The organism is Chryseobacterium pennae (assembly GCF_003385515.1).
Classification (GTDB): domain Bacteria; phylum Bacteroidota; class Bacteroidia; order Flavobacteriales; family Weeksellaceae; genus Chryseobacterium; species Chryseobacterium pennae.
In genome coordinates this window covers 163130-187959 of record NZ_QNVT01000002.1, presented here as the reverse complement: position 1 = coordinate 187959, position 24830 = coordinate 163130, and the positions used below count along the sequence as shown (strand labels likewise).

General features: G+C 35.5%; 22 protein-coding genes and 1 pseudogene. 22 read left to right on the top strand and 1 reads right to left on the bottom strand.

Annotated features, from left to right (window positions below):
- Nucleotides 1-34 precede the first annotated feature (34 nt).
- From DRF65_RS03410 to DRF65_RS03360, 11 genes are all read left to right on the top strand, one after another.
- Nucleotides 35-691, top strand: coding sequence for a MarR family winged helix-turn-helix transcriptional regulator (locus DRF65_RS03410; RefSeq protein WP_115968847.1), 657 nt, complete (start codon nt 35-37; stop codon nt 689-691).
- Between the two features lie 44 nt (nt 692-735).
- Nucleotides 736-2226, top strand: coding sequence for a phytoene desaturase family protein (locus tag DRF65_RS03405; protein WP_115968846.1), 1491 nt, complete (start codon nt 736-738; stop codon nt 2224-2226).
- Between the two features lies 1 nt (nt 2227).
- The gene (locus tag DRF65_RS03400; protein WP_115968845.1) at nt 2228-3064 is read left to right on the top strand and encodes a phytoene/squalene synthase family protein; all 837 of its coding nucleotides are present in this window, start codon (nt 2228-2230) and stop codon (nt 3062-3064) included.
- A 55-nt stretch (nt 3065-3119) separates the two neighbouring features.
- Complete coding sequence (locus tag DRF65_RS03395; protein WP_115968844.1) at nt 3120-3587, top strand: SRPBCC family protein; 468 nt, start codon at nt 3120-3122, stop codon at nt 3585-3587.
- Nucleotides 3588-3589: 2 nt separating this feature from the next.
- Nucleotides 3590-4042, top strand: coding sequence for a sterol desaturase family protein (locus tag DRF65_RS03390; protein WP_115968843.1), 453 nt, complete (start codon nt 3590-3592; stop codon nt 4040-4042).
- On the top strand, nt 4039-4728 hold the full coding sequence (locus DRF65_RS03385) for a lycopene cyclase domain-containing protein (RefSeq protein ID WP_115968842.1): 690 nt from the start codon (nt 4039-4041) through the stop codon (nt 4726-4728). Before DRF65_RS03390 ends, DRF65_RS03385 begins: the two co-directional genes overlap by 4 nt.
- Nucleotides 4718-5266 (top strand): lipocalin family protein, encoded by a 549-nt coding sequence (locus DRF65_RS03380; protein WP_115968841.1) that lies wholly within the window; start codon nt 4718-4720, stop codon nt 5264-5266. Before DRF65_RS03385 ends, DRF65_RS03380 begins: the two co-directional genes overlap by 11 nt.
- A gap of 33 nt (nt 5267-5299) precedes the next feature.
- Nucleotides 5300-5890: a GTP cyclohydrolase II gene (ribA, locus tag DRF65_RS03375; RefSeq protein WP_115968840.1), complete on the top strand. Its 591-nt coding sequence runs from the start codon at nt 5300-5302 to the stop codon at nt 5888-5890.
- 52 nt (nt 5891-5942) lie between these two features.
- Complete coding sequence (locus DRF65_RS03370) at nt 5943-7370, top strand: SDR family oxidoreductase (RefSeq protein WP_115968839.1); 1428 nt, start codon at nt 5943-5945, stop codon at nt 7368-7370.
- A gap of 199 nt (nt 7371-7569) precedes the next feature.
- On the top strand, nt 7570-7869 hold the full coding sequence (locus DRF65_RS03365; protein ID WP_115968838.1) for a hypothetical protein: 300 nt from the start codon (nt 7570-7572) through the stop codon (nt 7867-7869).
- Between the two features lie 266 nt (nt 7870-8135).
- The gene (locus DRF65_RS03360; RefSeq protein ID WP_115968837.1) at nt 8136-8813 is read left to right on the top strand and encodes a MarR family winged helix-turn-helix transcriptional regulator; all 678 of its coding nucleotides are present in this window, start codon (nt 8136-8138) and stop codon (nt 8811-8813) included.
- A 457-nt stretch (nt 8814-9270) separates the two neighbouring features.
- Here DRF65_RS03360 and DRF65_RS03350 read toward each other — a convergent pair whose 3' ends face one another.
- Complete coding sequence (locus tag DRF65_RS03350) at nt 9271-10566, bottom strand: NRAMP family divalent metal transporter (protein WP_115968835.1); 1296 nt, start codon at nt 10564-10566, stop codon at nt 9271-9273.
- Between the two features lie 998 nt (nt 10567-11564).
- On the opposite strand from DRF65_RS03350, the gene DRF65_RS03345 reads away from it, so the two are divergent.
- The 11 genes and pseudogenes from DRF65_RS03345 (at nt 11565) to DRF65_RS03295 (ending at nt 24801) form a co-directional block, all read left to right on the top strand.
- Nucleotides 11565-13010 (top strand): helix-turn-helix transcriptional regulator, encoded by a 1446-nt coding sequence (locus DRF65_RS03345; RefSeq protein WP_115968834.1) that lies wholly within the window; start codon nt 11565-11567, stop codon nt 13008-13010.
- Nucleotides 13011-13524: 514 nt separating this feature from the next.
- On the top strand, nt 13525-14445 hold the full coding sequence (locus tag DRF65_RS03340; protein WP_123947265.1) for a hypothetical protein: 921 nt from the start codon (nt 13525-13527) through the stop codon (nt 14443-14445).
- A gap of 10 nt (nt 14446-14455) precedes the next feature.
- On the top strand, nt 14456-15367 hold the full coding sequence (locus tag DRF65_RS03335) for a hypothetical protein (RefSeq protein ID WP_115968832.1): 912 nt from the start codon (nt 14456-14458) through the stop codon (nt 15365-15367).
- Between the two features lie 657 nt (nt 15368-16024).
- Nucleotides 16025-16447, top strand: coding sequence for a hypothetical protein (locus DRF65_RS03330; protein ID WP_115968831.1), 423 nt, complete (start codon nt 16025-16027; stop codon nt 16445-16447).
- Nucleotides 16448-16583: 136 nt separating this feature from the next.
- Nucleotides 16584-20932: pseudogene (locus tag DRF65_RS03325) on the top strand (CusA/CzcA family heavy metal efflux RND transporter).
- Nucleotides 20933-20934: 2 nt separating this feature from the next.
- On the top strand, nt 20935-22089 hold the full coding sequence (locus DRF65_RS03320; RefSeq protein WP_115968830.1) for an efflux RND transporter periplasmic adaptor subunit: 1155 nt from the start codon (nt 20935-20937) through the stop codon (nt 22087-22089).
- A gap of 34 nt (nt 22090-22123) precedes the next feature.
- Nucleotides 22124-22594, top strand: coding sequence for a heme-binding domain-containing protein (locus DRF65_RS03315; RefSeq protein WP_115968829.1), 471 nt, complete (start codon nt 22124-22126; stop codon nt 22592-22594).
- Between the two features lie 144 nt (nt 22595-22738).
- Nucleotides 22739-23128, top strand: coding sequence for a hypothetical protein (locus DRF65_RS03310; RefSeq protein WP_115968828.1), 390 nt, complete (start codon nt 22739-22741; stop codon nt 23126-23128).
- 77 nt (nt 23129-23205) lie between these two features.
- Nucleotides 23206-23649 (top strand): thioredoxin family protein, encoded by a 444-nt coding sequence (locus DRF65_RS03305; RefSeq protein ID WP_115968827.1) that lies wholly within the window; start codon nt 23206-23208, stop codon nt 23647-23649.
- Nucleotides 23650-23656: 7 nt separating this feature from the next.
- Nucleotides 23657-24583, top strand: a complete 927-nt coding sequence (locus DRF65_RS03300; RefSeq protein ID WP_115968826.1) for an FAD:protein FMN transferase — start codon at nt 23657-23659, stop codon at nt 24581-24583.
- The gene (locus DRF65_RS03295) at nt 24580-24801 is read left to right on the top strand and encodes a DUF4266 domain-containing protein (protein ID WP_115968825.1); all 222 of its coding nucleotides are present in this window, start codon (nt 24580-24582) and stop codon (nt 24799-24801) included. The genes DRF65_RS03300 and DRF65_RS03295 overlap by 4 nt, the downstream gene beginning before the upstream one ends.
- Nucleotides 24802-24830: the final 29 nt, after the last annotated feature.

The following is a 24830-nucleotide window of genomic DNA, read 5'->3' as shown; positions in this document are numbered from 1 at the left end:
ATTATAAGTATATTTGTATACTAATATATAAGTTATGAATTTTGATCTTATAAAAGCAGTTATAGAACTTGTTCAGCAATTTATGGAGCAAAATGAAAGTGAGGCGTTATACAGTAACGATCTTCATGGCTTTATGGAGTGGATTAATTCTTCCTATAAAAATACTTCTGAATCAGCAGATCCATCTTGGATAGGTAAAGAATCGGGAAGAAGTTCTGATAGTATCATTAATACATTATTAATAAGAATGGGGAGGTATGCAAAAACTTATTCCAGATCAATTGGTAATTCAGCTTTTTCAAGCCAGGATGATTTTATTTATCTGATCGGTCTGAAAACGATGGGAGAGATGACGAAAATGGAATTGATAAGACATAATGTGCATGAGAAATCTTCAGGCATACTTATTATTAACCGATTAATTCATCATGGTTGGGTTGGACAAACAGTCTCTGAAAAAGATAAACGAACAAAGCGTATTCGTATAACTGGGAAAGGGCTTACTGTACTGGATGAAAATATGGATGAAATCCGTAAAGCCTCAAATGTTGTAGTAGGAAACCTTACTCATTCTGAACAAATGCTGCTTATTACGATACTCTCTAAACTGGATGATTTTCATGATTCTTTTTACCACATGAATCTGGATGCAAGAGATCTTTTGGATACTGCGTATAAAAAACTGAACTGAATCAACCATAAAAGTGTCTTTGGAAAACTATTAAATAAATAACGATGAGTACTGAAAACTCAAGAAAGAGAATTGCGGTTATAGGTTCTGGATTTTCCGGGCTGTCTGCTGCAGCCTATGCGGCAAAATCAGGAAATGAAGTACATGTATTTGAGAAGCACGACCAGCCTGGGGGCCGCGCAAGACAATTTAAGACTGAAGAAGGCTATGTTTTTGATATGGGACCAAGCTGGTACTGGATGCCGGACATTATTGAAGGTTTTTTCGCTGATTTTGATTCTAAAGCATCCGATTTTTTTGAACTGGTCTCTTTGAATCCTCAGTTTGAAATGATTTTTTCAGAAGAAAAAGTTTCAATTCCTGAGAAAAATGATGACATCCGTGAGTTATTTGAAAAGATAGAACCCGGAGCTGCTAAGCAATATGATAAATTTATGCAGTCTGCCAAATTCAAGTATGAGGTAGGAATGAAAGACTTTGTAACAAAACCATGTTATAACTGGTTGGAATTTGCTTCTTTAAAAATAGCGGGCAGTGCACTGAAGCTTGATCTTTTGAGCAATTTCAGGAAATATGTTTCTGGTTATTTTTCCGATTCTAAGCTCAGATCCCTGATGGAATTCCCGGTTATATTCCTTGGTGCCTCACCCCAGAATATTCCCGCACTTTATAGTCTTATGAATTATGGGGGATATGTATTGGGGACGAAATACCCGATGGGAGGATTTTATCAGCTTGTTTTGGGCATGAAAGACGTTGCTGAAAAACAGGGGGTGACTTTTCATTTTAATCATGAGGTGCAGAAAATCAATACAAAAAATGGGAAAGTAGTCTCAATAACAACAGATGGTAAAGATTATGAATTTGATGCCGTGATTGCATCATCGGATTACCATCATACAGAAACATTAATTCCCAAGTCACTCAGGAACTATAAAGATGCCTATTGGAAAACAAGAACCTTTGCTCCTTCATGTCTGATTTATTACCTGGGAATCAAAGGGAAAATTTCTCATGTAAAACATCATACTCTGTTTTTTGAAAATAAGCTTGATGATCATATAGACTGTATTTATATCAATAAGAAATGGCCTTCTAAACCACTTTTTTATGCGTGCTGCCCTTCAAAAACTGATCCGGATGTAGCTCCTGAAGGATGTGAAAATCTTTTTTTATTGCTGCCCCTGGCACCAGGAATAAATGATGAAGAAGCTGTAAGAGAAGAATACCTGAAAGAAATGCTTGAGAGAATTGAAAAACATACTGGTGAAACCAGTCTGAGTTCCAGAATTGAATATAAAAAAAGTTATTGTGTAAGTGATTTTGTTTCGGATTATAATGCCTATCAGGGAAATGCCTATGGATTGTCCAATACCTTATCGCAGACGGCTGTTTTAAAACCCAAAATAAGAAACAGAAAGATCCGAAATCTTTTTTATACGGGACAGTTAACAGTTCCGGGACCAGGAGTTCCCCCGGCAGTTATTTCTGGAAAGATTGTAGCAGAAGAGGTTAATAAACTAAAAATAAAATAATATGAAAAAATTGTTTGATGAGTTGTCTTACGAGGTCAGTAAGTATACGACTCAAAAATACAGTACCAGTTTTTCATTAGGAATATTGGCTCTGAAGCCTTCTATCAGACCTGCTGTTTATGCTGTTTATGGGTATGTGCGCCTTACAGATGAAATTGTTGATAGTTTTCATGGGTATGATAAAGAGAAACTTTTGAAAAGATTAAAGGCTGAAACTTATGATGCGCTGGAAGACGGTATATCACTCAATCCTATTTTACATTCATTTCAGGAAACTGTGCGTCAGTATGATATTAATATTCAATTGATCGATCAGTTTTTGCATAGTATGGAAATGGATCTGCAAAAAATAGACTACAACTCCGATCTTTACAATGAGTATATCTACGGTTCTGCAGAAGTGGTAGGTCTCATGTGCCTGCAGATATTTACAGAAGGTGATAAACAGCAATTTGAAAAACTTAAACCTTTTGCCATGAAGCTGGGGTCTGCTTTTCAAAAGGTAAATTTTTTAAGGGATCTGAAAGATGATTATCAGATTTTGGGAAGAACCTATTTCCCGTCTCTGAATATGTCTGTCTTCGATAATACGGTTAAAGCCCAGATTGAAAAAGAAATTGAAGATGAATTTAAGGAGGCATTACAGGGAATTAAGAAGTTACCAAGCTCTTCCATGTTCGGAGTGTATCTGGCATACAGATACTATCTGCTGTTATTTGAAAAGATAAAGAAAACAAGTTCTCAGCATATTTTGCAGCAGAGAATCAGGATTGCGAATTCACAGAAGCTGTTGGTTGCATTTAAAAGCTATATAAGATACAAATCTGCTTATTTCTAATACATATACTGTTTAAAAGGAACTTTTTAGAGCTTTCATATCAATAAAAAAATAAATGATGTACAGATTATACAGAGAACAACGTTTGAAGTGTACTATTGAGACGGCATGGAAATTCTTTTCATCCCCTCATAACTTATCCGAAATAACCCCTGAAAACATGAATTTTGTAGTTCTTTCAGATATTCAGGATGAATCTATTTTTGAAGGAATGGAAATAGATTATACAGTTTCTCCTGTATTGGGAATTCCAATGAAGTGGAAAACAATTATCAGTCAGGTAGATGACTATAAGAACTTTACGGACTTTCAGAAAGAGGGACCTTATAAATATTGGAATCATTTTCATGAGTTTATTCCTGATAAGAATGGAATATTAATGAAAGATACTGTAGATTATGAGCTCCCGCTGGGCATTTTAGGAAGGTTGGCTCACGGGTTATTTGTTGAAGAAAAACTCAATAGTATTTTCGATTTCCGGTATAGGGTTTTAAATGATCTTTTTAACAGTAAACATAATTAAATATGAATTTTCTGATCGTTTTGAGTGTTTTTATTTCTATGGAAGGCGCCACATGGCTGATCCACAGATATATTATGCATGGTTTTCTGTGGGGCCTGCACCGTGATCATCATGATCACAGCCATAACGGGAAACTGGAGAGGAATGATCTGTTTTTTTTCATTTTTGCCAGTCCTGCAATTGCTTTATTATATTTAGGAGTACGTCAGGAATTCAGTTATTGGTTTTTCATTGGCTTGGGTATAAGTCTTTATGGGATGGCTTATTTCTTTGTTCATGATATTTTTATTCATCAGAGAGCAAAGGTGTTGACCAAAACGAAAAATCCCTATTTGCTTGCTATAAGACGTGCTCATAAGCAGCATCACAAGCATTTGGGAAAAGAAGAAGGAGAGTGCTTTGGCTTTTTGTGGGTTCCCATGATCTATTTTAAAATGTATTTCAACAAAAAATGATGCAATATACTTACATACTGATTAATTTTTTCACGGTCATTATTTGCTTTTTGGCTTCTTTTGACAGAAGAATACAGTTTAACAAACTTTTCGGAAAATTTTTGCTCTCGTCTACCATTGTGGCCATTCCTTTTATTGTGTGGGATATATGGTTCACCGGAAAAGGGGTATGGTGGTTTGATTACAGATATACATTAGGAGTTAAAATTTCAGGACTTCCTATTGAAGAATGGCTGTTCTTTTACTGTATTCCCTTTGCCTGTGTCTTTACTTACTATTGCCTTGAAAAATTTTTTAAGCTGGCATGGGTTAATGTATTTAATAATCTCATTGTGTTTACGGCTGTTATTGTTCTCTGTGTGGCAGGACTTCTTTACTATGAGAGAATATATACTTTGCTTACAGTTATTGTAACGTTAATCACCCTTTGCTATCTGCATTTTATTGCTAAAAAAGAATGGATTGCAAGAGCAAGTTTTGTCTATCTGGTTTTGATGCCCGGATTTTTCGCAGTGAATGGAATACTGACGGGCTCTATAATTCCTTCACCAGTTGTTAACTATAATCCTGATGATTTTTTGGGGATCAGGATGGGCACTATCCCTATTGAAGATGCCGTTTACGGATACAGCCAGTTTTTACTCAATATTTATTTCTTTAAAAAAATAACTAAAAATGAAAAATAGAATAATTTTCACCTTGTTAATGAGCTTCGGATTATTAAATATTCTTAGTTCATGCTCTTCTATGCCTGAAAAAGCACAACCAGTCAATCAGTTTGATGTCAACAGGTATTTAGGAACATGGTATGAAATTGCCAGATTTGATTATCGTTTTGAAAAAGATCTTGATAATGCAATGGCTCAGTACAGTCTTAATGCGGATGGAAGTGTGAATGTAACCAACAGCGGATATAATTTTAAAAAGAAGGAATGGGTTTCTGTTAATGGTACCGCCAAATTTAGAGGAGACAAGAATACTGCTGCATTGAAGGTAAGCTTTTTCGGGCCTTTTTATGCAGGATATAATGTTGTTGCACTTGAAGATTACAAATATGCATTGGTTGCCGGGAAAAATTTAGATTACCTGTGGATTCTTTCCCGTGAAAAAAATATACCCGAAAATATAAAACAGAAATTTATGATCAAAGCACAGGAAATAGGATATGATACCTCAAAGCTCATCTGGGTGAAACAGGATAAAGAAAGTCCGTTTGACAAATAGATGATCAATTAATTTAAAATTAAAATCGAACTTATGCTTAAAATACAGGCACAATCAAAAATCCCTACAGATTACGGGTTATTCACGATGTATGCATTTTCAGAAAATGAAGAAAACTGGAGCCCCCATTTGGTTTTAGTGGCGGAAAATACTGATTTTAATAAGGTAGTCAATGTCCGTTTTCACTCAGAATGTATTACCGGAGAAGTCTTTCATTCAAAAAAATGTGAATGCGGACAACAGCTGGATGCTGCTATGAAATATATGTCTGAATATGGGGGAGTTATTGTTTACCTCAGACAGGAAGGAAGAAATATTGGAATTATCAATAAACTGAAGGCTTATGAACTTCAGGAAAAAGGGTTAGATACCGTTGAAGCCAATTTGAAACTCGGCTTGCCGGCAGACGGAAGAAACTTTGATATCGCAGTTGAAATGCTTGATATTTTAAATATCAGAGAAATAAATCTGCTGACCAACAATCCGGAAAAGATCAAATCTGTTGAGAACAGCAGCATCAAACTTAATAGTAGAATTCCCTTAGAAATTGATCCTAATGGGGTAAATGAAAGCTATCTCGTTAGGAAAAAGGATTATTTTGGTCATCTTTTGGAGAAGATATAATGTCATACCTGAAGGGTAATACTTTTTAATTATACATTTAAATCCCGTCATCATGGAAAAAATACTGCTTACCGGTGCTACCGGATATATTGGTAAAAGAATGATTAGTGTCATTGCTGCACAAGGATATAAAGTAGTATGCTGCTGCAGGGATATCAATCGTTTCACGGCAAATATTGATGATAAGCTTGTTGAAGTTATTGAAGTCGATTTTTTACAACCGGAAACATTACAGAATATTCCTGAAGATATTGATGGAGCATATTATTTAATGCATTCCATGAGTACAAATGAAGATTATGAAGATTTGGAAAAGAAATGTGCCCGTAATTTTTCAGAATATATAGAAAAGACACATTGCAGGCATATAGTATACCTTTCCGGTCTGGTCAATGAAAAACAACTTTCAAAACATTTAAGTTCGCGATATCAGGTTGAGAAAATTCTTATGGATTGTAGAGTTCCTGCCACCGTTCTTCGGGCAGGTATTATTATTGGCTCAGGAAGTGCTTCTTTTGAAATTATAAGAGACCTCGTTGAAAAATTGCCGTTGATGGTAGCTCCTAAATGGCTTTACACTAAATGCCAGCCAATAGGAATTGCTAACGTTCTCGATTTTCTGATTTTTGTTTTGTTTAAAGAGAAAGCTTATCAGAAAGATTTTGATATCGGGTGTGATGATGTGCTTACCTATAAAGATATGCTGTTGAAGTTTGCGAAGGTAAGAGGATTGAAAAGGACTATTTTTACCCTTCCGGTAATGACTCCAAAGCTTTCTTCTTACTGGCTCTATTTTATTACTTCAACTTCTTATCATCTGGCAAAGGCTCTTGTGGGAAGTATGAAAATAGAAGTTGTCTGCAGACCTGAAAATCTGGCTCTGATTAAATCAATTACAAACGTACAGCCGTTTTCCTATGAGACTGCACTTAAAAGAACACTGACAAAAATTCAGGCCAATGAAATCGTGTCGAGCTGGAAAGACAGTTTTGTCAGCAGCCGAAATGATTCTACTTTAAAAGAATATCAGGATGTTCCCAAATACGGCTGTTTTACCGATCTCAGAAGTGAAGAATACGATAACAGGGAAGATTGTATCAATAAGATTTTTGAGCTGGGTGGTAAAAACGGATGGTATGCCCAGGGTTTCTGGAAAATAAGAGGCTTTCTTGATAAACTTGCTGGTGGCCCTGGACTCAGAAGAGGAAGAAGACACCCTTCAGATCTTAAAGAAGGGGATGCCCTAGACTTTTGGAGGGTGTTGTATGCCAACCGCAATGAGGGAAAGCTTATCTTACTCGCTGAAATGAAACTTCCCGGAGAAGCCTGGCTTATGTTTAAGATTTATAAAAATAAAATATGGCAGAAAGCTGTATTTCGTCCAAAAGGTTTATGGGGTAGGATATATTGGTTGATGGTGCTTCCGTTTCATGAGATTATTTTTAAGGGAATGATTAAGAAGCTTAGCAGAAGTAAATGACCTGTTCTTTGCATTAAGCTATGATTAGGATTGAAAATCGGATAACTTAATTCTTATGGTCTTGGATATGAGGTAAGTATCCAAAATTAAAATGAGTTCTCCGATAGTGGCTTAAAACTTTAAGAAAGTTTAACATTATAAATGATTTTTAGGCATAAACATTGTTTATTTATATACCAAATTACTTAAATATATTATTATGAATAATTCAGATTACAACAAAGCAGAAAATGCAGTTAATGAAGCAGAAAACTCTTTAAAAAATGCGGCTGATAATGCAAAATGGAAGATCAGCGAGTTAGGGGATAAAGCTAAAGACTATATCAATGAAAAAAGAGATAATGATCAGGAAGCTTCTCATGAAGACTGGTTAGAAAGGGTGAAGTCAAACATTTCAGATGCCTGGGAAGATATTAAGGATAAAGCTGATGATGCCTGGGAAAGCACTAAAGATGCTGCTGAAGATGTGAAGGCTGAATGGAGAAAAAAGACCAATTAATGTTAATTTAAGACATCAACTGTCCGGAGCTTTTAAAGTTTCGGACAGTTTATATAATAATTAAATATAGTTTATTTGTGTTCTATTTTTGATTTGTGAATTCATGAAGCTTTTACTGTAAATGCCTTAATAGAAAAATAAAGGGAGTTTTATTTTTTCTGTCGGTATCGTTTACTAATAGATGTAAAAAATCAAATTTATACATTTGAGTAAAAAAATATAGATTAAATTAAAAGCAGGTATATTTGTAAAGTATTTTAATTGAAATGAATTTTACCCTTATCAAAGACTTTATGACTCTTCTTGAGCAATTCGAATCAGATAATAAAACATCTCAGAATTCCTATCCGCCCACTATTGAGGGTTTTAAACTGTGGGTTTCCGGTAAAGAGAATGCCGAGTCTGTGTGTGATGCTGCTGAGCCATACTGGGAAGGAAAAGAGAATGGAAGAACAGCCGAAAGTGCAATTAGTACATTACTTGTCCATCTTAACCGATATGCTAAGACTTATTCAAAGTCAGCTATCACAGATTCTGAATTTTCTACCCAGGAAGACTTTATTTACCTGATTAATCTAAAAGCTTTTGGAGAGATGACTAAGATGGCGCTCATCAAAAAAAATATTCACGATAAGCCAGTTGGCATGCTGATCATCGCAAGACTTCTGCGTCAGGGACTGATCGAACAGACAGATTCTGATTTGGATAAACGAAGTAAACTGATCCGTATTTCTGATAGGGGAAAAGCGATCCTGGAAAAGCAAATGAAAAAAATTCGTCAGGCTACCAATATTGTTGCGGGGAATCTTAATCATAATGAAAAAATGGATCTGATTCGTATCCTCAACAAACTGGATCGTTTTCATTATCCTATTTTCGCACGAAATATTAGCTCCGATGAACTCATTAATAAGTTATATGATGAATACTCATTTAAAGAGTAATATAATATCAAAAAACAGTTGAGGAAGATTATAAAATAAGACCTGTAGAGATCTTTTTAGTTTTTTGCTAATGGTTCGACTGAACACATTTAAACAAAAATTACAAATCTATTTTTTATCAAAATAAATTTAAGAGATTTCATCTCTGTATTGATGTTGAGCATACGTCAATGGACTTTTATCTTTTGCTTTTTTCTCAATTAACAGAGACGTCTCAGAAATTATTCATAACAATAGGACTGAGCATTTCAGCCATTGCGGTCATATCGGTAATCCGCGGAATACGGATGAAGTGGGGGATCAACATCAAATCGACCGTTCTCCTGGAACTATTGCTTTTAATCATCACGATTTCGTTAGTCACAGGGAAAACCAATATCATGCTCAAATACTGCAGATATTAAATTATATATAAATTGTTCAGTATTAGCTGTTTCTATTATATTTACCGATCTATTTAGATCGTAAAAAACATAGCAATTGATGCAGCAGCCATGAAGAAAAAAGTTGCCCATAATAAGCTTTTTGACAGCCATCTGCTTTTGAATTCTCCCATAATGTGTTCACTTGCAGATATCCGGATAATAAGAAACAAGAGGGGTACGGCAGCTACACCATTGAGAACTGCTGTGTAAATAAGGGCTTTCACTGGATTAATCCCAATAAAATTCATGCAAAGGCCAATAAGTGTAGAAATAATAATGACCATATAAAAGCCTTTTGCTTTGGTAAATTTCAGATCTAAACTTGCATTCCAGTTGAGAGCTTCCGAAACTGCATAAGATGCTGATCCTGATAGAACTGGAACAGCAAGTAGTCCCAAGCCAATGATACCAATTGCAAATATAATTTTTGATATCAATCCGGAATTGGGAAATGATTGAACTAAAGGTTCTAAAGCCTTTGCTGCATCAGCGGCAGTATTAATATCTGTTATATGAGCGCTGTGTAAAACGGTTCCTCCAACCAAAATAATACACCATGTAGTAAACTCAGAGATAATCATCCCTATATTATTATCTTTTCTCATCGCATGAATGTGGCGCCAGCCGATGCTGGGCTTTCCATCTTGAATCAGACCTCTTTTATTTTCTTCTTCTACTTCCTGAGATGCTTGCCAAAAAAACATATAAGGTGTAATAGTCGTCCCAAATACTCCTGTGATTATGAACAGAAAATTGAAAGAAAATTCGAAATGAGGAACCATAGAGGCTTTTAGTACTTCTTTCCATGGCTGATCAATCATGAAAGCTGTAAGAGGGTAGGCAAGAAGTGATAATGCCAGCCACTTAAGAACTTTTGAATATACACGATAACTGGTAAAAATCTCTAAAGTAAGTATGCTAACAGTAAACAACAGCATTAGGATAACAATATCGGCAGGAATAATTAATTGTGCCGCTGCCGCCATGGCTCCTATATCCGCTCCTATATTAATTGTGTTAGCAATAACAACGAGCCCTACCGAGCTATATAGGATTTTTTTACTGTAATGTTCTTTAATTACGCCTGTTAATCCTTTACCAGTAACCATTCCTATTCTTGCACAGGCTTCCTGTACTGCGATCATAAATGGTAGCATATAGAGTGCGGTCCATAGCTGCCCATAACCGAATTGAGCCCCTGTCTGAGAGTATGTAGCAATTCCCGAAGGATCATCATCAGCAGCCCCTGTTGTCAATCCAGGACCTAGTAGTCCGAAAAATTTTTTGATTTTTTTGCTTTGGTTTTGAACATTATGCTTAACGGACATAATTAAATAGTTTTTAGGGATACAATATACTATTAAAGAGAATTAATTGGTATATTTTTTATAGCAAATCGCAGTCCTTAATTTTATATAGTAAAATAGCTCTTTCATAGTTGAGAAGGCCTTCCCGACGTCCAGAACAATCTTTTTATTTAATCTCTGTGGTAAATTTTTCAAAGGAAGAATTTTTCATGTATGGTAATTAAAATAGCCGCGTCTCAGATTGAACTGCTCCTGTGTAGGAACTGATATTTTCTCTGCAGACATTTAGCAGACAGAATAGTCGCTTCTAAAAACATATAATGATGTGTCAGGAGTAAAACTTTACTTTTTATGCTATAATATTTAGTCTGTGGAATGTTATGTATCAATATTAAGAATTTTTTCTCTGAAAAAATGTAACTGCACTATGAATTATATAATATCATCAATACTAGGTCTTAGTAGATACCTGGGCAGTCATTGTTGCTATGTGCTCATAATTTACCATTTCATCGAATATTTGGCAGAAAAAAATCTTTTCCTTACTGTATAGTGTCCATTCGAATCTTCTGCTTTACCCTTTCTAAATTATTACCTGTTTTTAAATCATAGAGTAAAAGAACTTGGATATATATTGTTCATACTGCATTTTAAAATAACAGCTCACCCATAAGATAATATACAAAAGATGCTGCTATACATCCTTAATAAGAAGTATTGATGGAATTTACTTTTTACCATTTCATGTATACCCAATATACTTGTGATTTGCTGGTTTTTTTTAGTAAAAAATTAATTTAAAATCATTTTTATTTAGAATAAAATTAATTTATAGTCTTTTTTTAATGAAAAAAATGATATAAATTAAAAACAAAGTAAAATATTATATATTTGAGGTCAAAAAGTGTATGGAAAAAATAATACTATCTTCCTTTAGTAGCTATAAATATTGTTCAGGATCAACTGTACTGGATCAACATTCCTTATCAATAAATGGAGTAAAAACAACTTTGTAAAGTATGAATTCAACTTTATTTATTGGTATGATTTATTTTAGAAAAGTATTTTTTTTAGGGGTCATTTTTTCTTTTTTAGAATATAAGTCACAATCCAAGATACATGATATTGACAGTTTACAGACAGAGGTTTTTGGTAAACTGTTGAGAAATGGTGATTTTAAAAAAATAATTTTACAAGAAAGAAAGTACCTTGAAGCAGCTAGGAAACAGAACTATAAAAAAGGAGAAATAAGAGGGAACATTAATATTGCTTATGCTCTGACTGTATTTAATAAAAACAAAATGAGCCTTGATTTTTTAGAAATTGCTAAAAAAGAACTCAATAAAGACGAAGATAATAACTTACTAGCGTATCTATATTTCGTCTATGGTGTCAATTACAATTTCCTTCATCTACATTCACAAGCGATAAGAAGCTTTGATATTGCATTTGAATGTGCACAAAGAATTGAAGATAAAAAGTCGAGAGAAAAGAGACTATATAATATATATGATTGGAAAAGAAATAGCTTTCAGGCGCTAGGGATAATGGATTCAGTATATAGTAATGAAAAAAAGTGCATGCAGTCTCCCATGCCCATGCTGTTTATAACTATTGCCAATAGGCATTTTCAAAAACAAAATATTGATTCAGCCGAATTTTTTATCAATAAAGCTAATGATTTATTGTTTATAAAAGAGATTCCTATTGAGGGAAAGGCTAACGTATTGCGGGCTTTTGGTAAACTAAATATCAAAAAAAAACATTATGATAAAGCTCTGGATTATCTATTTAATTCATTAAAAATTACTACTAAAGCCAATCTGCGAAAAAGAAATTTGGAATCATATGAGCTAATTTCTGAAGCTTATAAAGGACTTAATAATAAGGAAAAAGAACAAGAATTTGTATTGAAGTACTCTCAGCTACGTGATAGTCTAAGAACTGAGGAGGAAACTGTTACCAACATTGTAATTGAAAAAATTCTTGATGAGGAGTTGAAAAAAGAAAAAGGTAATAAATTTTATTTTTACTATATTATTGTAAGTATTTTAATCATGAGTATCGTAGCTATTTACTTGATTCGTGATGAGTTAAAAAAGCGAGAAAAGCTAAAAGATTTTTTAATAAATCAAAAAGTGCAGGAATCTCAAGAGCTCAGAAGAAAGCTTAGCAACGTCCATGATGAACTGATTCAACTTGTGAAAAATTCTGATCCTTCTTTTATGAATCGTTTTAAGGAATTGTATCCTGAATTTTGTAACCATCTTACTTCTAAGTATAGTCAGCTTACTTCAAATGATTTACGATTATGTGCATTTATCAAATTGAACTTTTCCAATAAACAAATTGCTGATTATGACCACGTCTCATTAAGGACTGTTGAATCTAAAAAATACAGGTTAAGAAAGAAACTTGAGCTTCCAAAGGACATAGATTTTAACAAATGGATTTTGGAACATTAATTAAAGGATCATGTTTCACTTGTAAAACGGCACAATGCTTTTACTGGGAGTCAAAATTAGTTTTTGACAAAACTTTTTACCAATGTTTCCTGCATTACTTTTTGTCTATATGGCTTGAAAGTAACCTGTTATTTCATAGATTATTCCAAATGTATACTAATCTATTTCCTATTTTGTAGAAACCATATTGTGATCATACAATGTACTAATTTGTAATCCTACTGCTGCAACTATGGGATTTGGGATACTCCTTCCATTGAATTAATCCTAATGATTTGGAAAGAAAATAATAATTCGCTTTTGGGTAAAGTGCTTATATTCAGTTGTTTATTTGTTGCAGTGCAAATGCAGTGTAGATTTTTTTGTGATATTACAATACATTTGACAAGAAGATGTAAACATGTAGTTAGTTTACTTTTTCCATATCTATTCTATACTATTTTTATAGAGATAGACTAAGATAGATCTACTTTTTAATACCCCCTCATATTTTACAAACTCTAAAACAGCATATATGAAAAAAACAGTATTTTTTGCAAGTATATTACTATCAGCTACTACGATTGCGCAAGTTGGTATTAATGAGGTGACTCCCAGCGCCATGTTAGATATTAAATCTAAGGGAAATACAAATGCGACTAAAGCACTTGAAATAAGTAATTCCAATGGAACAGAACTTCTGACAGTTCTTGATAATGGAAATGTCGGGATTAATGTTTCTAATCCCACTGCAAAACTGCATACCAACGGAAGTGTAAGGTATGAAAACTTACCTGTTGTTTCCGGAAGTTTATCTCCTCTTGCTATCAAAGATGATGGTACAGTTGGAACCTACGTTCCAGAGCCTACGAAATACCTTTATATGGCAATGGCGTCAACAGTTACTACTTCTGGTTTCCAACTTTCAGATATCGGTGTTTATACCAATATCCCTCTTACTTCTGCACAGGCTGTTACCAATACTATTAATACAGGATTTGGTACTGACGCTTCTGCCTCTTTAAATGTTAACAGTACCGTAATTTCATCCTCAAATGTAAGATATATCAATTTTCCGGAGCCTGGGGTTTATAAAATAAATTTAAATTACTATACCAATTGCACTGGAAGTCCTACTGATTCATCCAATGGGATGTTGGGAATAGGAACAGCTCTATTCAAAGCATCTTCAGCTAGTACGAGCTACAATAGGTTAGCAGTAGTCCGTTACAATGGTTTACCCAGAAGAAATGATACTGGTGCGGTAATTACAGGGCCTTATAATTTTCCACTTCCCCACACTGTTTTTCTAGTATTTGAAACTACAGCAGCAAATGAAAAAATTGCCCTTTTTGTAAATTATGGTTTTGGTGATAGCTTTCCCACAAATGTGTGTGCCTTTGCTGCTCCTCCTGGTTTATCCAATAAAATAACAATGAATATTTCCAAATTATGATTCACTAATTATGAAAAAGATATTTTTAATAATTTTAACTTCAGTCAGTGCTGAAGTTTGGGGACAGGTGGGAATCAATATCAGTAATCCTTCAGCAGCATTAGATATTATTTCAAAAGGGAATGATTTGACAACTAAAGCTCTGGAAATTAATAACTCAGATGGATCAGAATTATTTAAACTCCAAAATAATGGGTACCTAGGAATTAATACAGGTATATCTCTACCTACTGATTTACTGCATATAAAAACTGAGGTAAAACATGAAAATCTGCCTGTTTTGTCTTCTCCTTACAGTCCTCTTGCTGTTGATGCTAGTGGTGCTGCTAAGGTTAAGCCTGCAACAATTCAGTATTTTTATTTTAAACGCAGTTCATCCTTTGGTAACTTTTCGCTTTATAATACAAATATGTATACCAATATTCCTTTTCCTGCAGGAGGAGATGTTAAAGGTAATACAACAGGTTTTGGATTCGGAACAGATGTTTCGGGAACTGTCAATTCACAATCTGTCAGCAATATAAGTTATCTAACGATTCCCGAACCTGGTGTATATCTTTTTGAGATGTATCAGACAGCATTTTGTACCGGACTGCCAACAACATCATCTAATACTGGTCAGATTGCTATCAATACCATATTTGCTACAGCCGGTAATGGAAGTTCTGCTTATTCTACCAATACAATTTTCAGAGATTATGCGATTGCTCGAAGAAATGCGACAGGAGGAATTCATACCAGCAGTTATGCGTATGCTAATCCACAGAAGCTTATTGTTGCCTATCAAAGTACGGCAGTAAATGAAAAAGTAGCGTTGTTTGTTAATTATGCTGGAGGAGACAGCTATAATACCCAAACGTGTCAAATGAATATTCCAAATGGGAGTGATAATTATGGTTACTTAATCGTCACCAAACTTTAGATGAACTAAAATCACACTTCAAGATTCTAAAAACAAAAATAAAGAAAAATTATTCCCACGAACTCCTGCAACTTTACTCTATCCAGAGAACAGAAGCAGGAGTTTTTAAATACAGAATTTAGAAAAAAGAGTAATTCTATTCATATTTTACCTTCTGAATTCCTTACATATTACCAATTGCAATATTTATTTGGAGGATTAGTCTGCCTCTGCATGAAAAATGATATTTCCTTTACAGATATAATGCGGTGAGAGGTACGGTGAATGGTATTGCAGCAGCATCTGATGTTAAGTTGATATTTCAGGCAGACAAAAATAACAAATAGTGGGACTTCCAGAAGTGCATCTGCAGCAAGAACCGGTGGTTCATGTTGATTTCAAGTTAATCAAAAAAGGGATAATACTTTGAATTTTTTTGGTTTTAACCAATTATAATTAGTTATTCTTTATTAAGGTTTTTTATAGTATCAAACAACAGATGGTAATATCAATAAAGTGTAGTTTTGAGTTAGATTTATTTTTAATGATTTACACCTGGTTCCTCTTACTTTTCTTATAAAGTGTTTCGGAATAAATATAAAGACTATGGTTCCCTTGGCAGAACTAACAAGTATTTATTTGTTCTAATAATTAATAAGCAGTATTTGATTGTTTAAAATGATTCTTAATGAAAAAAGTTGTAATTTTGATACAGTGAAAAAGCTGATTTCCATATTGTTGTTAACATTGTATTTGGTTTCTACAACTGAACTATATCAGCTTTTGAAAATGCCGCTTCTTATTGAGCATTACATTCAGCACAAAAACCTGAATCCTGAAATGTCACTTACGGCATTTCTGAAAACTCATTACGATCATCCTGTAAAAGACAGTGACCATGATCAGGACCAGAGACTGCCTTTTGTCTCACATGGAAGCCTACTGTCTGCAGTTTTTACCATCAATTCTTCCTTAGATTTTCATTGTATAGAGAAGGTATTTACTCCTATTGAGATCAAGAAGACCTTTTATAAAAGTGCTCTTTACAATAAGGAAATTCTTAATTCTATCTGGCAGCCGCCAAGATTTCTTCAATCTTAATCTATTTTTCTCAGTCATTTTTTGATTGGGAAGGTATTCTGTTTTTTAGAAGTATCTGTATGTAATACGGATGCGCTGATTTATGCGTCAGAATATCGAAATTTTATCACGATAATTAAGATTAATCAATCATTATATGCTTACAAAAATCATTGAGTTTTCTGTAAAGAATAAACTCATTATTGCATTGTTGGTATTGGGACTTATTGGCGTGGGCGCCTATCAGGTTACCAAACTGCCGATAGATGCGGTACCGGATATTACCAACAATCAGGTACAGGTTATTACCACTGCGCCATCTTTTGGTGCAACAGATATAGAACGTCTTGTTACCTTTCCTATAGAGCAGGCGAACAATAATATTTCAGGATTAAAGGAAATCAGGAGTTTCTCCAGGTTTGGACTTTCCCTGGTTACCATTGTCTTTGAAGATGATGTTGACATCTATTGGGCAAGGCAGCAGGTTGCCGAAAGGCTTCAGCAGATACAGGCCATTATTCCACAGGGAATAGGAAGTCCTCAGCTCGGACCTATTTCCACAGGGCTTGGCGAAATTTTCCAATATGTGGTAAGACCTGAAAAAGGATATGAAAAAAAATACAATATCACCGAACTCCGTACCATTCAGGACTGGATTGTAAGAAGACAGCTTCTGGGAGTAAAAGGAGTGGCGGAAGTAAGCAGCTTTGGAGGCAAACTGAAACAATATGAAATTGCTGTAAACCCTGACAGGCTTAATGCGTATGGAATAACAATCAATGACGTGTTTGATGCATTACAGGCCAATAATCAGAATACTGGAGGTGCTTATATCGAAAAAGGCCCCACTGTTCTCTACATCAGGAGTGAAGGATTAGTAGGAAGTATTGAAGAAATCAAAAATATTTCTATTGCTACAAAAACAAATGATGTACCGTTATTTATAAGAGATATTGCGGAAGTGAAAACCGGCTTTGCAACCCGTTATGGAGCCATGACCTTTAATGACCAGGGTGAAGTGTCAGGAGCTGTAGTAATGATGCTCAAAGGTGAGAACAGTAATCAGGTCATAAAAAATGTAAAGGAAAAAATTGCCCAGGTTCAGAAAACACTTCCGAAAGGAGTGGTGATAGAGCCTTTTCTGGACAGAACTAAAATGGTAAACAATGCCATTGGAACAGTAGAAAAAAACCTTACAGAAGGAGCCCTGATTGTAGTCTTTGTACTGGTTTTATTTCTAGGTAATATAAGAGCAGGTTTGCTGGTCGCCTCTGTTATTCCTTTGGCTATGCTTTTTGCAATATGTATGATGAACCTCTTTGGAGTCAGTGGAAACCTGATGAGTCTTGGAGCCTTAGATTTCGGGTTGATTATTGATGGAGCAGTGATTATTGTAGAATCTGTCTTACATCAGTTCAGTCATAATTCAAAGTTTAAAAAGATATTCTCCGTTGGAAAATCAGAAATGGACACTGTGGTTATAGAATCTGCAGGAAAAATGATGAACAGCGCCGTTTTCGGACAGATCATCATTCTGATTGTCTATCTTCCGATTCTTACCTTACAGGGAATTGAAGGAAAAATGTTCAAGCCTATGGCCCAGACCGTAGCTTTTGCACTGCTTGGAGCATTTTTGCTTTCACTGACCTATATTCCGATGATGAGTGCGGTATTGCTGAGAAAAAGAAGTGACAAACCTACTTTATCAGACAGAATGATGAAAAAGGTGGAGAAAATATATCTTACAGTTTTACTTAAACTTCTCAGAGTACCCAAAATAGTTTTTGGTGTTGTGGCAATCCTGTTTATAACCGCTGTTTTAATCTTATCCAAAATGGGAGGTGAATTTATTCCTTCTCTTGAAGAGGGCGATTTTGCTGTAGATACAAGGGTTTTACCCGGAAGCAATCTGACAACAACGATTGAAAGTACCCAGAAGGCAGCACATATTCTCAAATCCAGATTCCCGGAAGTGGAAAAGGTCGTTACAAAAATTGGAAGCGGTGAAGTCCCTACTGATCCGATGCCGATGGATGCTTCTGATATGATGGTTATTTTAAAGGATAAAAAAGAATGGACCTCAGCTTCCACTTTTCCGGAACTGGCTGATAAGATGGGTAAACAGCTGCAGGATGTACCTGGAATTACTGCCAGTTTTCAATATCCCGTTCAGATGCGTTTTAATGAATTGATGACCGGGGCAAGGCAGGATGTGGTAATCAAAATTTTTGGAGAGAACCTTGATGTTCTTTCACAAAATGCCCAAAAGCTTGGGAAAATTATTGAAACAGTGGAAGGAACCCAAAATCTCTATATAGAACCTGTTTCGGGAATGCCACAGGTAATTATCGAATACAACCGTCCTCTGATTGCCCAGTATCATTTATCCATTTCTGACATCAACCGGGTGGTCAATACTGCATTTGCGGGACAAAGTACTGGATTGGTTTTTGAAGGTGAGAAACGCTTCGATATGGTTGTACGCCTGGATACCAAAGACCGGAAAAATGTTACCGATATTAAAAACCTTTTGGTTCCCACACCTTTTGGAAATCAGATTCCGCTGTCTCAGCTTGCTAAAGTGGAAGTGAAGAATGGTCCCAATCAGATTCAGAGGGAAAATGCTCAACGAAGAATTGTAGTAGGCTTTAATATAAAAGACCGGGATGTTCAGAGTATTGTAGAAGAACTTCAGCATAAGGTAGATCAGAAGATGAAACTTCCTACGGGATATTATATGACGTATGGAGGTTCGTTTGAAAATCTCAATAATGCCAAACAGCGCCTCATGATAGCAGTTCCCATTGCTCTGGCTCTTATTTTTGTCATGCTTTTCCTGGCCTTTAATTCTGTTAAAGAAAGCTTGCTGATTTATACTGCGATTCCACTTTCTATTATTGGCGGTGTATTTCTGATGGCGCTTAGAGGAATGCCTTTCAGCATCAGTGCAGGAGTGGGGTTTATTGCTCTCTTCGGAGTAGCAGTACTGAACGGAATTGTGTTGATCTCAGAGTTTAACCGTCTTCATAAGAAAGGAATTAAAAATATTGTAAGAATCATTACAGATGGTGGAGAATCGAGGCTTCGACCGGTGCTGATGACGGCTTTTGTCGCTTCGTTGGGCTTTATTCCGATGGCTGTCAGTAACGGAGCGGGAGCAGAAGTACAGCGACCTCTTGCAACGGTGGTTATTGGAGGGCTTATGGTTGCAACTTTTCTTACCTTATTTGTCTTACCATTATTGTATGTAACTATTGAAAAAGGATTTAAAAAATGAAAGAAATAAAAAATAAAAAACAGATTTCCGCTCTGGCATTTTTTGTATGCTTCGGTTTTGTGGGGCTGGTCAACTCCCAGACTCCCGTTACGCTGCAGGAAGCTGTTGATATCGCTCTGAAAAATAACAGAAATCTTAAAAATGAAAAACTAAAGTCAGAATATACAAAAGCTCTTATCAGGTCATCATCTGATATTCCTCAAACGGGAGTAACAGTAGATTATGGGCAGATCAACAGTGCTCTGACGGATATGAAATTCGGAATTTCACAGAATATAGCATTTCCAACCGTATATAAAAAGCAGAAGAATGTATACACGGAAGAATGGAAAAAGTCTCTGCTGAATGTTTCTCTTAAAGAATATGAACTGAAGAAAGCCGTGAGTCTTACCTTTTATAATATTCTGTATGGGAAACAAAAAGAAAAGCTTCTTCTGGAAACATTAAAGCTGTATACTGATTTTCTGGATAAGGCAAATATCCGTCTGAAAGCAGGTGAGAGTAATATTCTGGAAAAAACTACGGCTTCCAATCAGAAATCTTCTATTGAAATTCAGTTAAAGCAATTACGGCAGGAGCTTTCTGTGCTTGGATATCAGCTTCAGTGGCTTTTAAATGCAGAAACAGATTTTCTTCCGGAAGATCAGAAAATTTATAACGGAGGTCTTAAAGAAGAACTCACTTTACATCCGGCAATCAAAGTACTACAGCAGCAGAAAAACATCTCTGAACAGCAAATTGCGCTTGAAAAGGCAAAAATGCTTCCCGGACTTCAGCTGGCCTACAACCTCAACAGCTTCAGAGGGATGGGGGCAGATGATAAAGTATACAACGGTGCACCACAGTTTCATTCTGTGCAGCTTGGGGTTTCGGTTCCTGTTTTTTCAGGTGGGCAGAAAGCCAGAGTACAGGCCGCAAAAATAGCTGAATCTGTTGTAGAAGGTGATATCGCCAATATGGAATTCAATCTGCAGAATCAGTACAGAAAGGCGTCGGGTATTTATCAGGCTAACCTTGACATTGTTTCGCAATATGAGAGTTCTGAATTGAAAAACGCCGATATCATCACTGAAACAGCTAAAAAACAGTTTCTTGCCGGTGAGATCAATTATCTTGAATTTGTTATCCAGATCAATCAGGCGGTTACTTTAAAAAACAGCTACACCGATGCGGTCTGGAAACTTAATCAGAGTGCTATAGAGCTGGAATACCTTACTTTAAATTCATAACAATGAAACGTACATTTAAAATTATATCATATTCCCTGTCAATAATGGGATTGCTCATGTTTTATGAGTGTAAAGACCATGGAAAAATGGAGCCGGAACCCGCAGCACGATCTTCCAAAGATGAAAACGTTGTAACGCTTACCGATGCTCAGCTTAAAAATGCACCTGTAGCAACAACAGTACTTTCTTTACAGAAGATATCCTCTGTTTTAAAGCTTAACGGAATGATAGATGTACCGCCACAAAATCTGGTTTCTGTAAGTATTCCTTTAGGCGGATACCTGAAGTCGAGCAGCCTGCTCCCAGGAAAACCGGTGTCAAAAGGCCAGGTGATTGCTGTTATAGAAAATCCACAGTTTATTCAGCTCCAGCAGGATTATTTAATGGCAAAGTCTAAAAATCATTTTGCCCAATTGGATTATAACCGTCAGAAAACCCTTAACCAAAGTCAGGCTACCAGCGATAAGGTGATGCAGCAGGCTCAGTCTGAAATGAACAGCCAGAAAATCCTGATGAACTCTCTGGCTCAGCAGCTCCGTCTTATCAATATCAATCCTGAATCTCTGAATTCGGGAAGTATTCAGAAAAGTGTACCTGTTTACAGCAGTATCAATGGTTTTGTAAGCAAGGTCAACGTGAATATCGGTAAATATGTAAATCCATCCGATGTCCTTTTTGAGCTTATCAACCCGGATGATATTCATCTTAATCTTAAAGTATATGAAAAAGATCTGGCGAATCTGAAGAAGGGGCAGAGGTTTGCTGCGTATACCAATACTGAGCCTGATAAAAAATACTATGGTGAAATCCTACTGATCAGCAAAGATGTGAGCCCAGGCGGATGGGCTGAAGTACACTGTCATTTTGAAAAATATGATCAGAGCCTTGTACCGGGAATGTATATGAATGCTGATATAGAGACCAGTACTTCTTTTTCCAATGCAGTTCCTGAAGAGAGTATTATCAATTTTGAAGGAAAAGACTTTGTGTTCGTAGAAGAAAAAAGGCAAACCTACCGATTGACTTCTGTAACATTAGGTGAAACAGAAAACGGATTTGTGCAGATCATGAATGCTGACGATTTTAAGAACAAAAAAATTGTCATCAGGAATGCATACACACTTCTTATGAAACTTAAAAATGCTGCTGACGAGTAAACGGCAGAGTTTAAACTTTTTAAATAGATAAATAATGAAAACATCATCTTTAATAAAAACAGGAATAGGATTTACAGTCCTGTTTCTGATTGCGATTCAGTTTTTTAATACTGATAAAAATATAGCGACGGTTCCTTCGGAAAATACTATTGAAAAACATTACCGGGTTCCGGATCATGTACAGGGATTATTAAAAACCAGTTGTTATGACTGTCATTCCAACACTACAGCTTATCCGTGGTACAATAACATACAGCCTGTAAAATGGTGGCTGGCAGATCATGTGAACTCAGGAAAACGGCATTTCAATTTTGATGAATTTAACAGCTATTCAAAAGAGAAAAAATTAAAGAAACTTGATGAAGTTGCAGAAACCATCAGAGAGGGTGAAATGCCGCTTACATCTTATACTATTGTTCATCGGAATGCAAAGTTGTCTGATATCCAAAAGTCAGAAATAGAGCAATGGGTAAAAGAGTTGAAAAAACAGATTGAAGAACAATAGTGTAACTCCTACTTGTGTATCAAGAGTTATTGATTGTTATTAATATTTTGGTTTTTGTAGTGCGTGATTTATAAGTTGGTGGAAAGACATTTGAGAATAAAATAAAAAAATCACTCGTAATAAAATATTTCATAATTTTGATTAGTGAAAAAGTTGATTTCCATTTTGTTGTTATTTTTATATTTGGTTTCCACAACCGAATTATATCAGCTTTTGAAAATCCCGGAACTGATCGAGCATTACATCGAGCATAAAGAATTGAATCCGGATATGACGCTTACGGCATTTTTGAGAACACACTATGATCACCCTGTAAAAGACGGAGATTATGGAAAAGATCAGAGACTTCCGTTTATCATTCATTCTGCACCTTTGTCATTGATTTTTACAATTAATCCGGGCTTCAGTTTTGAAACAGCAACATATCATTTCAGTCCTTTACAATATCATAAAATTCCTTCAAAAGATGAAGATCTTTGCTATAAAGGTTTCCTGAATTCTGTTTGGGAACCGCCAAAGGCTGCTTGTTCATAATTCGGGCAGAAAAATGATTTGTAGTTTCTACAAATCAATATCGTCAATTACTTAATTTATATTATTAATTCAGAATAATGAAAACACTATTTTCAGCCATTTTAATGGTTGTATTCGCTGTTGGCATTCATGCACAAAACCGTTTGGAAAATGCCAAAACACAAGCCTCACAAAATAAAGAGCTTATCCTTTTAAATTTTTCAGGTTCAGACTGGTGTATTCCCTGTATAAAACTCCATAGGAATATTATCGAAACCGATGAATTTAAAAAGCTGGAAACGGAAAATGTAGTCGTTTACATCAATGCAGATTTTCCAAGAAACAAAAAAAATCAGCTTTCCTCAGAACTGAAAAAAGAAAATGCTTCACTTGCTGATCAGTATAATCAAAAAGGATTATTTCCTTACACATTATTACTAAATTCTGAAGGCAAAATCCTGAAAAGCTGGGAGGGTCTTCCTTCGGAAAATGCATTGGCTTTCAGCAAAGAAATAAGAAGTATCAAAGAAAATCAAAAATAAAAGGTATATGTTAAGAGAATTCAAAAGACCTCAGAAATTAATGGGGAACGCTTTTGAAATTACCGTTGTAAGCGATGATGAAAATTCGGCAAATCAGCATATCGATGCAGCTATTGACGAAATCCGGAGAATTGAAAAACTTCTGACGACCTTCAGTGAAGAAAGCCAGACCAATCTCATCAACAGAAATGCGGGTATCAATCCTGTAAAAGTGGATGGGGAGATTTTTGATCTGATTGAAAGAAGTTTGAGAATCAGCAAAATAACAGACGGATATTTCGATATTTCCTATGGCGGAATCGATAAAAGTTTCTGGAATTTTGACCGTGAAATGAAAGAACTTCCTAGTCCTGAATTAATGAAAAATCATCTGAAACTCGTTAATTATCAGAATATTATTCTTGACGGCAAAAAGCAAACTGTTTTCCTGAAAGAAAAAGGAATGCGGATCGGTTTCGGAGGAATAGGAAAGGGCTACGCTGCTGAAATGGCAAAACAAATGCTTCAAAGCCGAGGTGTGACTTCCGGAATTGTGAATGCTTCGGGTGATTTAACGACCTGGGGAAATCAGGCGGACGGAAAGCCCTGGACTGTAGGAATTGCCGATCCAGATAACGCCAAACAGCCGTTTTCGTATATGAATATCGCAGATATGGCAGTTGCAACTTCGGGAAATTATGAAAAATTCGTCTTTATCAACGGTAAAAAATATTCTCATACCATTAATCCCAAAACAGGGATGCCTGTTTCGGGTGTAAAAAGTGTTACGATTTTTTGTCCCAATGCAGAAATTGCCGATGCAATGGCAACTCCCGTAAGTATTATGGGAATTGATGCGGCGCTCAATATGATCAACCAGATCAATCATCTGGAATGCATCATTATTGATGATCAGGACAAAATTTATTCATCTCAAAACATTAATTTAAAATGAAAACCTTTATAAAAATATTAGCTTGCTTACTGATCACAGTTGCTTCAGTACAGTCTTGTACAACCGTAAAAGAGTACGAAAAAAATAAATTAAATGACGCTGAAATGGCTCTCGGAAACCGAAAAATTGAAAAAACCGAACTGAGCTTTCAATCGTACAGAGAAGGATCTTCGGGCGCCAATGCCGGAAAAGTTGGCGGTGGTTGCGGCTGTAACTAAAAAGAGTAATCGTAAAATTTAATCGTGAT